This is a genomic window from Streptomyces sp. NPDC048623 (assembly GCF_040650755.1).
GTDB lineage: Bacteria > Actinomycetota > Actinomycetes > Streptomycetales > Streptomycetaceae > Streptomyces.
Genome location: NZ_JBEZHV010000017.1, coordinates 70,943 through 83,468, shown reverse-complemented (window position 1 = coordinate 83,468; position 12,526 = coordinate 70,943). Strand labels below are relative to the sequence as shown.

The following is a 12,526-nucleotide window of genomic DNA, read 5'->3' as shown; positions in this document are numbered from 1 at the left end:
CGGTTCGTCGTACGGCAGGACGCGCCGGGGCGGGGCCGCGCGGGAGCGTGAGGGCATGACGACACCGACCCTCCCGACCCCGAACCCCACCGCCGCCGCGGCACCCGTGCCCGGACCACCCGCACCGGCGAGCGGCTTCCGCCGGACGCTGCGCGTCCTCGCCATGCTCGGCACCCTGCCGTACATCTCCCTCAAGATCGCCTGGGTGGCCGGCAGCAGGATCGGCATCCCCGAGGGCAGCGTGCTGCTCGACCACCCGACGGCGATGCTCGTCGCCAACGGCCTCTCCGTGCTCGCCGACGCGATGGTCGTCCTGCTCGCGCTGCTCCTCACCCGGCCGTGGGGACTGCGGGTGCGGGCCTGGCTGCTCGCCTTCCCGGTGTGGGCGGCGATCGGGCTGCTCGCCCCGATCATGGTGGCCTACCCGGCCCAGCTGGTCGTCGCCCTCGTCACCGGGCAGGACGGCGGCTCCTCCGGGCCGGCCGACGAACCCTTCCTCGACGCCTGGGTCTTCCCCGTCGTCTACGGCGGCTTCATCGTCCAGGGCCTGAACCTCGGCATCCTCTTCGTCCTGTACGCCCGGGACCGCTGGGGCCACGTCTGGCGCGGGCGCCTCGGCGAGCTGCCGGCCGCCGTCGGCGGCCCCGTCGTGCGGAGCTGCGCCGTCGCCGGGTCCGTCCTCGCCCTCGCCCCGGCCGCACTGCACGTCCTGTGGGCCTGCGGCATGGCCGGCGGCCTCTCCCACGACCTCGCCGCCGCATACGACGCCGACAAGGCGGTCGTGGACGCCGCGCGCGCCGTCTTCCTCCTCGTCGCGGCGGCCGCGACGCTCGCCCTCGTGCTGCGCCGCCCGGCCGGACCGCGGGTGCGGACGGCGATGGCCCTGGCCTGGGTCTCCTCGGGCGCGGTCGGGTGCTGGGGCGCCTACATGTCGCTGGTCGCCCTGATGCCGGGCGATCCGGGGAAAGCGCCGACGGCCCTGATGGTCAGCACCTACGCTGGCGAAATGATCATCGGATTCCTGCTGGCCGGCTGCCTGGCCGTGGTGCTGCGCCGCCGGTCCGCGACCGGATGAAGCAGATGAGGTCGACGGGGAGCTCGACGGGGAGCGTGCTGTTCGGGCGGCGGGCCCGGCGGCGCTGGCTCCATCTGATCCTGGGCGGCGCGGTGTTCATGCCGTACTGGCTGGTCGGCACCGTGGTCCTCGGCCTGTTGACGGGCGGCGCGGGGCCGTTCGGCGGCAGTCTGCCCGCGCAGTTCGGCGCGTACGGGGTGGGGTTGCCGATCGCCGCGCTCACCGCGCTGTTCCCGCTGACCCGGCCGATGTCGGTGGCGGCGGCGCGGGCGCTGTGCGGGGTGGCGCCGGGCCGGTTCGCGGAGGGGCCGGCACACGGGCGGGAGGCCAGGGCGCGGACGGCCGGCTGGTTCGTGCTCCATCTGGGCACCGGGGCCCTGGTCAGCGGGGCCAGTCTGGCGCTGCCGCCGTTCGCGCTCACGGTGGCGGCGCTGCCGTTCTCGGCCGCGCTGCGGGAGTCCGAACTGGGCGCGTTCTGGCATCTGGACCAACCGTGGCTCGCCTGGGCGGGGCTGCCGCTCGGACTGCTGATGCTGCTCGCCCTCGCCGCGGCGGCCGCGGCGGCGGGTGCGCTGCTCGCGGCGGCGGCGCCCCGGCTGCTCGGGCCGAGCCCGGCCGACCGGCTCGCCGCCGCGGAACGGCGGGCCGCCGAGCTCGCGGTGCGCCATCGCCTCGCCCGCGAGCTGCACGACTCGGTCGGGCACGCGCTGAGCGCCGTCAGCCTGCAGGCGGGCGCCGCCCGCCGGGTCCTGGACGCGGGGGCGGGCGATCTCGGCTTCGTACGGGAGGCGCTGACCGCGATCGAGGAGACGACGCGGCGCACGGTCGGCGAACTGGACGCCGTGCTCGGCCTGTTGCGCAGCGGCGAGGACGACGGCGAGCTCGCGGCGCCCGGTCTCGACGCGCTCGACGCGCTGGTCAGGGGCGCCGGGCCACGGGTGGCGCTGACGGTGCGCGGGGATCTGGCGGGACTGCCGGAGGCGGTGTCGCGGGAGGCGTACCGGATCGTGCAGGAGGGGCTGACGAACGCGGTGCGGTACGCGCGGGACGAGACGGTGACGGCGCGGATCGCGCTGTCGGGGGACGAGAAGGTACTGGAGATCACCATGGAGAATCCGCTGCCCGGCACCGGCCCGGCTCCGGTGGCCCGCCCGGACGGCGGGCGCGGTCTGCGCGGCGTGGCCGAACGGGCCCGGCTGCTCGGCGGCGCGGCCGAGGCGGGCCCGGTGGACGGGTGCTGGCGCCTTGCCGCCCGGCTGCCGGTCGGGGGTGCGCGATGAGCGGCGCGAACAGTGGCCCGACCCTCCCGAAGGGGCCGGTCCGGATCGTCCTGGCGGACGACGAGCGGATGGTGCGGACCGCGCTGCGGGTGATCCTGGAGGCGGAGGACGGCCTTGAGGTCGTCGGGGAGGCGGCGACCGGCGCCGAGGCGGTGTCGGTGGTGCGGGAGCTGCGGCCGGACGTGGTCCTGATGGACGTACGGATGCCGGAGGTCGACGGCATCCAGGCGACCCGGCAGATCCTGTCCGGCCCCGAGGGGCCCAGGATCGTGGTCGTCACCACCTTCGAGAACGACGCCTATGTCTACGACGCGCTGCGGGTGGGCGCGGCCGGCTTCCTGCTGAAGCGGGCGGCGCCGGAGGAGCTGGTCAGCGCGGTGCGCCTGGTCGCGCGCAGCGACTCGCTGCTCTACCCGGCTGCCGTGCGGGCCCTGGCCGCCGACCACGCCCGCCGGCACCCGGCGGCGGCGCCCTGGGCGGCCCGGCTCACCGACCGGGAGGCGGAGGTGCTGCGGCGGATGGCGAAGGGCCTGACGAACGCGGAGATCGCGGCCGGGATGGGGGTGGGCGCGGCGACGGTGAAGTCGCACGTGGCGGCGGTGCTCGCGAAGACGGGCGCCCGGGACCGTACACAGGCGGTGATCGCGGCGTACGAGTCGGGCTTCATCCGGCCGAACGGCTGACCGGGGATCACATGAAGGTTCCCTGAGAAACCGGGCGCATCCGGAACAACTCGTACCGTCCCGGTCGTCCCGCCAGTGGGATGAACAAGACGATCAGGCGCGCCTCGGTCTTCGTGCTGCTCCTGGTGCTCGCCCTGCTCGGGCGGGCCACCTGGGTGCAGGCGTACGAAGGCAAGGCCCTCGCGAACGAGAAGACCAACCGGCGGAAGATCATCGCGCAGTACGGCGAGCCGCTCGGGAACATCGTGGTGGCCGGCTCGCCGGTCACCGGATCGAAGGAGACCAAGGGCGGCGACCTCGCGTACAAGCGGGACTACACGGACGGCGAGCTGTACGCGGCGGTCACCGGCTACAGCTCGCAGGCGTACGGGGCGACCCAGCTGGAGGGCATCTACTCCGGCGTCCTGGACGGCACCGACACCCGCCTGAAGAACCCGCTCGACGTGCTCACCGGCAAGCGGGCGCAGCCCGGCACCGTCGTGACGACGATCGACCCGGCGGTGCAGAAGGCCGGCTACCAGGCGCTCGGGAACAAGAAGGGCGCGGCCGTCGCCATCGACCCGAAGACCGGCCGGATCCTCGGCATGGTGTCGACCCCGTCGTACGACCCGTCGAGGATCGCCGGTCTGACGGACGGCGCGGAGTGGCAGCGGCTGATGGCGGACGAGGACAAGCCGCTGGTGAACCGGGCGCTGCGGCAGCCGCTGCCGCCGGGCTCGACGTTCAAGCTGGTGGTCGCGGCGGCGGCGCTCGAGGACGGTCTCTACGGCTCCGTGGACACGGCGACGGCGAGCCCGAACCCGTACACGCTGCCCGGCACCCGGACGGTGCTGAAGAACGAGAACGCGTCGGCGCCGTGCGAGAACGCGACGATCCGCACCGCCCTTCGCTATTCCTGCAACAACGTCTTCGCGAAGATGGCGGTGGACCTCGGGCAGGACAAGGTGCGGGCGATGGCGGAGAAGTTCGGCTTCGACGACAAGGAGCTGGACGTGCCGGTCCGGGCGTACCCGAGTGTGTACCCGTCCGGGATGGACAAGGCGCAGACGGCGCTGAGCGGGATCGGCCAGTTCGATGTGACGGCGACGCCGCTGCAGATGGCGATGGTGTCGGCGGCCCTCTCGAACGACGGTCTCATGGCGAGCCCGCACATGGTCGCGCAGGTGGTCGACTCCGACGGCGACGCGTTGCAGACGTACGAGGACGGGGCGACCGAGCGGGTGGTGTCCGCGGACACCGCGCGGCAGCTGCGCAGTGCGATGCGCACGGTGGTCGAGGAGGGCACCGGCACCAACGCGGCGATCGGCGGCGGTGTGGAGGTCGGCGGCAAGACGGGCACGGCGCAGCACGGCGAGAACAACAGCAAGACGCCGTACGCCTGGTTCACCTCGTACGCGAAGGATCCGGCGACGGGCAAGGAGGTCGCGGTCGCGGTGATGATCGAGGACTCGGGCGCGGCGCGGTCGGAGGTCAGCGGCAACGGTCTGGCGGCGCCGGTGGCGCAGAAGATGATGAAGGCCGCCCTGAAGTAGCTCTGCGACAGCTCTCCGAAGTGACGTACGGCGGGGGCCGGTTGGTGTCCGGCCCCCGCCGCACGATATGCAGGGGGCATGTTCTCGAACGTGCGTCTGCCCCGTTCCCTGTCCGGCTGGACCATGGCCGTCTTCGGCGTCCTGGCCGCGGCGCTCGGCGTGGCGGGCCTGGTCTCCCCCGACTCCACGATCCGCCTCATGGGTCTGACCCCCGTACCCGGCTCCGACCGGGCGGCGGACGACCACACCCTGCTCTTTCTGACGGCCTCCTCCATGGCGGCCCTCAACATGGGCGTCTACTACGTCCTGGCGGCCCTGGCCGACTGGAAGGCCTTCTTCCGCTGGACGGTCCCGTTCCGTCTCCTCACCTTCTCGGTCTTCACGCTCGCCGTCCTCACCGGCCGCGCCCCGGCCGGCTTCCTGGGCGTGGGCCTGTGGGAGGGCCTGGGCGCGCTGGTGACGGGTGCGGCCCTGTGGTGCGAGACCCGGCGGGCGGCGCGGGTCACGGCCTGAGCAGCGTCTCCATGACCGCGTCCAGGTAGGCGGGGTCCGTCGGGACGGCCGACGGGGTCGCGTGGGCGAGCTGGGCGTGGCCCAGATAGCTGGTGTAGGCGAGCAGGCCGCGGTGGCGGGCGTCGGCGGGCGGGAAGCCGAGCAGTTCGAAGAGGTGGGCGAGGTACCCGACGCGGCGCTCGGTGACGCGGGCGAGGGCCGCCGCGACCTCGGGGTGGTCGCCGGCGGCCAGCAGCCGTACCTCCAGGGGGTTCTCGGAGGCCATCGCGGTCGCACCGTGCAGCAGCGCGCCCAGGCGGGCGGCGGGGTCCGGTTCGGCGGCCTCCATCGCGCGGATGATCCGCTCGGTGGACATCTCCTCCCAGCGCGCGAGGGCCGCCGCCACGAGCGCGTCCCGGTTGGCGAAGTGCCAGTAGAAGCTGCCCTTGGTGGTGCCGAGGCGGGCGGCGAGCGGTTCGACCGCGACTCCGGCGAGCCCGCGTTCGGCGAGCGCGGCGAGGGCCGCGTCCGCCCAGTCGTCGGCGGTGAGCCGCTTACGGGCGGTGCCGCCGCCACCGCGTCGTACTGGGGGTGCCGGAGTCTCGTGCATGTTTCCGTACGGTACCGTACGGTTGGAACATACGCTCCCGTATGGAGGTCCGGTCATGCCCGGAACGCGCACGGTACGCAACGTCCACCAGAGGGTCGTCCAGGCCCCCGCCGAGACCGTCGGCGCCCTTCTCGACCGGCTCTCCGCGCCGGACGACCCGCTGTTCCCCACCCCCGTCTGGCCCGCGATGGTCCTCGACCGCCCCCTCGGCGTCGGCGCCGACGGCGGCCACGGCCGGGTCCGCTACCGGGTCGGCGCCTACGAGCCCGGCCGCTCCATCCGCTTCGACACCACCGGCGAGGGCCTCGGCACCGGCCACCACCGCTTCGACGTCGAGCCGCTCGGGCCCGACCGCTGCCGGGTCACCCACGTCCTCGAACTGACCATGGGCACCCGGGCGTTCGTCCTCTTCAAGCTGGCGATCGAGCCGGTCCACGACACCATGGTCGAGGAGGTCTTCGACAACGCCGAGCGCGCCGTGCTCGGCACCCTCCCCCACCCGCCGGCCCGCCGCCCGGCCCGCGCCCTGCTCGTCAACCGGCTCCTGTGGGCCCGCCCGGCCGCCGTCCCCGTCCCGGCCGGGGCCGCGCTGCTGCACGCCGCCGTCCCGGACCCCGACTACGCCGACGCCTACCGGATGCCGCTCCCGCCCGGCATGCCCCGCGACCCCCGGGCCTGGCGGGACGTGCTGCCGTTCCCGGTGCGGGGCGCCTCGGACTCCGAGCTGATGCTCGGCGAGGACGCCTCCCACCTGGACTTCCGTGCCTCGGTGGTGATCGGCGAGGACTCCCTCACCCTGGCCACCGCCGTCCGCCTGCACAACACCCGCGGCCGCCTCTACTTCGCGGCCGTCCGCCGCGTCCACCCGCTGCTGGCCCGCCGGGTCCTGCGCCGGGCGCACCGCCGCGCGGCCTTCGCGGCCCGCCCGGCCGGCGAGCGCAACCGGGTGGCGTCCGCCTCGCCCCTGAGGGGCCCTGTCTAGGGGGAATCCGGGGGAATAGGGAAGACGCCCGATCCGCGCGGGGCACCTCAGGCGGCAGCCTGCGCCCATGCGTGTATCCCTCTGTCTGACGGCCGTGCTCGTGTCGGGGTTCGGCACGACGGCGATGTGGCTGGTGTCCGGGATCTGGGTGAAGTCCCTGACCGGCTCCGACGGTCTGGCGGCGCTGACCGCCTTCGCCCTGTGGGCGCCCGCCCTGCTCGGGCCGCTGCTCGGAGCCCTGGTCGACCGGGTGCGGCGGCGACCGCTGCTCGTCGCCCTGAACACGGCGATGGCCCTGCTGCTGCCCCTGCTGCTGTGGGTGGACCGGGCGGACCGGGTGTGGCTGCTCTTCGTGGTGCTCCTGGTGTACGGGACGCAGGGCGCCGTCCACGAGGCGGCGGAGGCGGCGCTCGCGGCGGGCGCGCTCGATCGGGAGCGGCTCGGGGACTTCAACGGGCTGCGGATGACCGTGAACGAGGCCATGAAGCTGGTCGCCCCGCTGGTCGCGGCGGGCCTCTTCGCGCGATACGGCGGCGGCCCGGTGGCCCTGCTCGACGCGGGCACCTTCGCGGTGGCGGCGGGCCTCTTCGCGCTCCTACGGGTGCCCGAGGCCCGGCCGGTGCGCCGGGACCGTCCCCGGGTGGCCGAGGGCGCCCGCCTCCTGTGGGAGTCCTCCGTGCTGCGGCCGCTGGTCCTCGCGGGCGGCTTCACGATGCTGCTCGCGGGACTCAACGGCGCCGCGATCTACGCGGTGGTGGACCGGGGCCTCGGGCACGCCCCGGCGTACGCGGGCGTGCTGTACGCGGTCCAGGGCGCGGGCTCGGTCGCGGCCGGGCTCCTGGCCGGACCGCTGCTCCGCCGCGTCCCGGAGCGGGCGCTCGCGGCCACCGGCCTTGCCGTGTTCGCCCTGGGCGCGGCGGCCCGCGCCCTGCTGTCCGACCCGGTCGCGCTCGCTGCGAGCGCGCTGATCGGGGTGGGCCTTCCGTGGGTCCTGGTCGCGGCGATGACGGCGGTCCAGCGCCTGGTCCCCGCGGACGCGGTGGGCCGCGCCGCGGGCACCGCCCACACCCTGCTCTTCGCCCCGAACGCGGTGGCACTCGCCGCGGGCGCCGGCCTCACCGCCCTGGTGGACGTCCGGCTCCTGCTGCCGGCGCTCGGCGTGGCGGGCCTGCTGGGGGCGGTGGTACTGGCGGTGGGCCGCCGCCGGGTGGCGGGCGAGGACGAGCGCGAGCGGACGGCCACGCCGAGCACCCCTCGACGAGTCTGACCCGGCCCCCGGCCGTCCACGGCGGCCGGCGGGGCCGCGGACGGCACCCGCGATGGCGGGCCGTCGGCGAACGCCGACAGGCACACACCCGGCCCGCCCGGGGTACCGACGGAACCGCGGGCCCGCCCGACCCGGCCCCGGGCCGCCCACGGCATCAGCCAGGCCGCAGACGGCACCCGCGCGACGGCAGGGCGCGCGCGGAGCCCCGCGCCGACCGTTCTCGGGGCGTCCGGCGGAGCCGGCCCGGCCTGACGCGGCCCCCGGCTGCGGCATCGGCTGAGCCACGGGTCGGCGGCGCCAGCGGCGCACTGCCGTTACCTGGCCCCGCCCCGGCGTCAGCGCAGCGAGGCCAGCGCCTCCCCCACCGCCGCCAGGTCCGCCTCCGACGCCAGGCCCGCGTGATACAGGCTCAGTTCCGTGGCTCCCTCGTCCGCCGCCCGGCGGGCGTCCGCCGCCAGGGTGTGCGGCGAGCCGCCCATGCCGCGCACCACCGTGAGGTTGGCGGCGACGACCGTCTCCACGCGCGCGTGGGGCGCGAAGGCGGCCACCTGGGGGGCCGGGGTCACCACGCCGTCGGCGACGGCCAGGACGTGGGCCGGATCCGTGCCGGCGTTGGCGCCGCAGCGGGTCGGGACGGGGTCGGCATGGAGGAGGACGCGGAAGCCGGGCGGGGCGGCGGCGCGGACGGCGGTGACGGCGGCCTCCTGGAGGGTGCGGGCGGCGGTCAGGCGCCAGGCGAGGGCCGCGTCCGCGAGGGGGCCGGTCCAGGCCGGGGCGGCGGAGTCGCCGCGCCAGACCGGTTCCAGGGCGCCCCGCACCGCCGCGGCGAGCTCGTCCGGGTCGGCGCCCTGCTTCCCGTAACCCTCCTGGCAGGAGGGGCAGAAGCAGAGCGACATCAGGTACTGGGCGCCGGGGTCGAGCGGGATGCCGGCGGTCTTGTCGTGGGCGTGCAGGTGGGCGAGGCCGTACCAGCCGCAGGACTCGAGTTCGGTGCCGGTCGTCCCGGGGCGTACCGCCGCCTCGGCCGCGAGGCCGACCAGGAAGGCGCGGACGGCCTCCTGGCCGATGCAGGGCGCCCAGGGGTAGCGGTCGCCGTACGCGTTGACGACGGAGGTGTCCGGATGCTCGGCGCCGAGCCGGGAGTTGTGCGCGAGGACCACCCAGCTGCGCACCTCCAGACCCGCGCCGGCGAGCGCGTCCGCCGCCGCGCCGAAGGCGTCGCCGGGCGCCCAGTCCCCCGCGGGATACGGCGCGAGGGCGCGGCCCCGCCAGCGGCCCGGGTCCGGCGGGTAGAGGACGGCGGCGTGGGCGGCGGTGACGATCCGGTGCCGGGGGTGGCGCGGGGTCAGGGCGCGGGTGGAGTGGTAGGCGGCGGCGAGGGTGATCCGGTCGAGACCGAGGGCGGCGAGCCGGGCGGGCGCGGCCGGGTCGCCGTCGACGTCCCAGGGGTAGAGGAAGGCGCCCGCCCTCACCGGGTCTCCTCGCCCAGCACCGCCCGGCCGCGCTCCACGATCCCGGCGAGCTCCTTCACATGCTCGGGGTGCGGCTCGCTCAGCGGCGGGCGGACCTCGCCGACCGGCAGGCCGTACAGCCGGACCGCCGCCTTGACGAGGGAGACCGCGTACCCGCGCCCGCGCGAGCGCAGTTCGACGAGCGGGCGGTAGAACGCGTCGATGAGGCGCTCGGCGGTGGTGTCGTCGCCGGTGGTGAGGGCGCGGTGGAAGGCGAGCGCGATGTCGGGGGCGAAGCAGAAGACGGCGGAGGAGTAGAGGCGGACGCCGATGCCCCGGTAGGCGAGGCCGGTGAGTTCGGCGGTGGGCAGTCCGTTGAAGTAGCGCAGGTCCAGGCCCGCCGAGCGGACGGCGCTGACGATCCGCTGCATCAGGTCGAGGTCGCCGTGGCCGTCCTTGAGGCCGATGACGCCGGGGGTGCGGGCGAGGGCGACGGCGGTCTCGGGGGTGAGGATCGCGTTGTCGCGCTGGTAGACGATGACGTCGAGCGGGGTGGCGGCGGCGAGTTCGGTGTAGTGGCGGAGCAGTCCGGCCTGGTCGGCGACGACGAGGTACGGGGGCATGGCGAGCAGCCCGTCGGCGCCCGCCTCCTCGGCGAGCCGGGCGTAGCGGATCGCGAGCGCGGTGCCGTAGCCCGCGCCGGCGAGCACGGGGACCCGGCTGGCGGCCTCGTCGACGGCGGCGGCGACGCAGTCGCGGAACTCCTCGGGGGTCAGCGCGTGGAACTCGCCGGTGCCGCAGCAGGCGAAGACCGCGCCCGCGCCGGCGTCGATCCCGGCGCGCACATGGGCGCGGAAGACGTCGAGGTCGACGGCGCCGTCCGGGCCGAAGGCGGTGACGGGGAAGAAGAGCAGTCCGTCGAGCCGGTCGGCGAGCGGGGGTGTGGTCACGGGCACTCCCTGTCGTACAAGATTCTGACTACTGTCCACATTCTTGAACGACAGCACGCTAAGGCAGCTCCAACGGAGCGGTCAAGAAGCGAAATCCCTCTACAGCACGTGTTCTTGACGCTGTGCCCGGCAGTACCTAGCGTGGCGTGCCTTCCACATGCGTGAATACGGTCTACGGACGGAGATCTCTCCCTTGAATCCCGCACCCCGAACCGTCCTGCTCACCGGGGCCGCCGGCGCCATCGGCACCCTGATGCGCGAGCTGCTGCCCCCGTACGGCTACCGGCTGCGCCTGCTCGACATGGTCCCGGTCCCCGGCGCACCCGACGCGATCCAGGCCGACCTCGCCGACCGCGAGGCGCTGCGGGAGGCCGTGCGCGGTGTCGACGCGGTGATCCACCTCGCCGGGATCTCCCTGGAGGCCGACTTCGAGAAGATCCTCGCGGCGAACATCGTCGGGCTCCAGCACCTCTACGAGGCCGTACGGGAGGAGGGCGTCCCCCGGGTGCTCTTCGCCTCCAGCAACCACGCCGTCGGCTTCACCCCGCGGCCGCGGCCGGGCGAGCCGCCGCTGGCCGTCGACATCCGGCACCGGCCCGACACCCACTACGGCCTGTCCAAGGCCTTCGGCGAGGACCTGGCGCAGTTCTACTGGGACCGGCACGGCGTCGAGACCGTCTCGGTGCGGATCGGCTCCTGCTTCCCCGAGCCCGCAACGGTGCGGAGTCTGTCGCTGTGGCTGAGCCCGGGCGACTGCGCGCGCCTCTTCCACGCGGCGCTCTCCGCGCCGGAGGTCGGCCACACCGTGGTGTACGGCTCCTCCGCCAACACCCGTGAGTGGTGGGACCTCTCGTCGGCCCGGGCGCTCGGCTACGAGCCGAAGGACGACTCCGAGATGTACGCCGAGAAGATCATCGCGGAACACGGCCTCCCGGCGCCCGGCAGCGCCGTCGACCGCTTCATGGGCGGCCACTTCTGCGAGGACGCGCCGCGCTGGCCGCACTGAACACGCCCGGGAGAGCGGGAGACCCGAAGACCGGGAGAAGTACGCAGGCCCGGCCGGACAATGCGGGGGAGCCGGCCGGGGCCCGGGTCGACGTGGGCGACGCATGACGCCCGCGGACATCTCCGACGATACGTTTCGGTCAAGATCGCCGCGATCCGCGGAGCGCGGCAACTGTCCGCAAAGCGCGACGCGTTCGGCTGCCGACGGCCCGGACCGGCGCCGGGGCTCAGCCGCGCAGGGTGCGCGAGGGGGTCTCGCCGAACCGGGCCCGGTACTGCGCCGCGAAGCGGCCCGGGTGGGTGAAGCCCCAGCGCCAGGCCACGTCGCCGACGCTCAGCCCGTCCGGGTCGCCCGCCCGGAGCTCCTCGTGGACCCGCTCCAGGCGCACCTCGCGCACGTACGCCATCGGCGACATCCCCACGTACTGCCGGAACGACTCCTGGAGGCGGCGCACGCTCACCCGGGCGAGGGCCGCGAGTTCGGTGGTGGTGAAGGGGTGCTCGGGGCAGGCCCGGACGGCGTCCGTCGCCCGCTTCACGGGCGCGGGCCTGGCCGGGCCGCCGGGGTGCGCGAGCTCGTCGCGCCACGGGTGCTCGGCGGCGAGCAGCAGCCCGTTGAGCAGCGCCTCCTGGAGCGGACGGGCCACCAGCTCGTGGCCGGCGAGACCGTCCCCGGCGAGCGCCCCGGCCGCGACCTGCCGGGCGAAGGTCACCCAGCTCAGGCCGGGGCCGCGGGTGATGTCGAGCCGGGTGCCCAGGGTGAGCCTGCCACCAGGGGGGCGGCCCAGGAGCGCTTCGAGACGGTCACGGAGGGCGGCCGCGTCGATCTTGACCGAAAGCGAGCGGCAGTCCCAGCTCCACCGGTCGAGAAAGGTCTCCCCCGCGGGGTCGAGCAGCATCGCCTCCTCGGGGGTCGCGAGCAGCCGGCGACCGCTCCGGCCCTGGCGCACCTCCATGGTGCCGCCCTGCGGCGCGTTGAGGTGGAAGGCCCCGAGCTCGCCGAAGCGCATCCGCACATCGGTCCCGCAGCCGACGTCGCCGATCATCAGCGGCCCGAGCCGGACGGTGTCCAGACGGGCTGCGAAAGGCCGGCCCCGTGTGTCGATCACATCCAGGGTATTGGCGTAGTACCGCGCGCCGATCTCCTGGCGCGCCTCGTCCACGTCCCCCGTACGAAAAGAGCTCCCACCCACGGTCCG

The 12,526-nt window shown here is 75.0% G+C and carries 12 protein-coding genes; 8 read left to right on the top strand and 4 right to left on the bottom strand.

Features of this window, described 5'->3' with window-relative positions; translation table 11 throughout:
• The first annotated feature begins 55 nt into the window (after positions 1-55).
• The 5 genes from AB0C73_RS23765 to AB0C73_RS23745 all read left to right on the top strand — a co-directional run bounded on the left by AB0C73_RS23765 (position 56) and on the right by AB0C73_RS23745 (position 5,083).
• Positions 56-1,075, top strand: a complete 1,020-nt coding sequence (locus tag AB0C73_RS23765; protein WP_362533490.1) for a hypothetical protein — start codon at positions 56-58, stop codon at positions 1,073-1,075.
• 5 nt (positions 1,076-1,080) lie between these two features.
• Positions 1,081-2,355 (top strand): histidine kinase, encoded by a 1,275-nt coding sequence (locus AB0C73_RS23760; protein WP_362533487.1) that lies wholly within the window; start codon positions 1,081-1,083, stop codon positions 2,353-2,355.
• Positions 2,352-3,038, top strand: a complete 687-nt coding sequence (locus AB0C73_RS23755; RefSeq protein ID WP_362533485.1) for a response regulator transcription factor — start codon at positions 2,352-2,354, stop codon at positions 3,036-3,038. Before AB0C73_RS23760 ends, AB0C73_RS23755 begins: the two co-directional genes overlap by 4 nt.
• An 80-nt stretch (positions 3,039-3,118) precedes the next feature.
• Positions 3,119-4,570, top strand: coding sequence for a penicillin-binding transpeptidase domain-containing protein (locus AB0C73_RS23750; protein WP_362533482.1), 1,452 nt, complete (start codon positions 3,119-3,121; stop codon positions 4,568-4,570).
• 78 nt (positions 4,571-4,648) lie between these two features.
• The gene (locus tag AB0C73_RS23745; protein ID WP_362533479.1) at positions 4,649-5,083 is read left to right on the top strand and encodes a hypothetical protein; all 435 of its coding nucleotides are present in this window, start codon (positions 4,649-4,651) and stop codon (positions 5,081-5,083) included.
• On the opposite strand, the gene AB0C73_RS23740 is transcribed toward AB0C73_RS23745, so the two are convergent.
• Positions 5,073-5,672: a TetR/AcrR family transcriptional regulator gene (locus AB0C73_RS23740; protein ID WP_362533477.1), complete on the bottom strand. Its 600-nt coding sequence runs from the start codon at positions 5,670-5,672 to the stop codon at positions 5,073-5,075. The genes AB0C73_RS23745 and AB0C73_RS23740 overlap by 11 nt on opposite strands.
• Before the next feature lie 55 nt (positions 5,673-5,727).
• Between AB0C73_RS23740 and AB0C73_RS23735 the strand changes: the two genes are divergently transcribed.
• Both AB0C73_RS23735 and AB0C73_RS23730 read left to right on the top strand, forming a co-directional pair.
• Positions 5,728-6,654: a DUF2867 domain-containing protein gene (locus AB0C73_RS23735; protein WP_362533475.1), complete on the top strand. Its 927-nt coding sequence runs from the start codon at positions 5,728-5,730 to the stop codon at positions 6,652-6,654.
• A gap of 67 nt (positions 6,655-6,721) precedes the next feature.
• On the top strand, positions 6,722-7,921 hold the full coding sequence (locus tag AB0C73_RS23730) for an MFS transporter (protein ID WP_362533472.1): 1,200 nt from the start codon (positions 6,722-6,724) through the stop codon (positions 7,919-7,921).
• A 335-nt stretch (positions 7,922-8,256) separates the two neighbouring features.
• Here the strand turns inward: AB0C73_RS23730 and AB0C73_RS23725 are convergent, their stop codons facing one another.
• Complete coding sequence (locus AB0C73_RS23725; protein ID WP_362533470.1) at positions 8,257-9,393, bottom strand: hypothetical protein; 1,137 nt, start codon at positions 9,391-9,393, stop codon at positions 8,257-8,259.
• Complete coding sequence (locus AB0C73_RS23720) at positions 9,390-10,322, bottom strand: 5-dehydro-4-deoxyglucarate dehydratase (protein WP_362533468.1); 933 nt, start codon at positions 10,320-10,322, stop codon at positions 9,390-9,392. Before AB0C73_RS23720 ends, AB0C73_RS23725 begins: the two co-directional genes overlap by 4 nt.
• Before the next feature lie 193 nt (positions 10,323-10,515).
• Here AB0C73_RS23720 and AB0C73_RS23715 point away from each other — a divergent pair, with 193 nt between their 5' ends.
• Entirely contained in the window at positions 10,516-11,328 is an 813-nt protein-coding gene (locus AB0C73_RS23715) for an NAD(P)-dependent oxidoreductase (protein WP_362533466.1), read from the top strand.
• 226 nt (positions 11,329-11,554) lie between these two features.
• Here AB0C73_RS23715 and AB0C73_RS23710 read toward each other — a convergent pair whose 3' ends face one another.
• Positions 11,555-12,520 carry an AraC family transcriptional regulator gene (locus AB0C73_RS23710; RefSeq protein ID WP_362533463.1) on the bottom strand — a complete coding sequence of 322 codons (966 nt, stop codon included), beginning with the start codon at positions 12,518-12,520 and terminating at the stop codon, positions 11,555-11,557.
• Between the last annotated feature and the right edge of the window lie 6 nt (positions 12,521-12,526).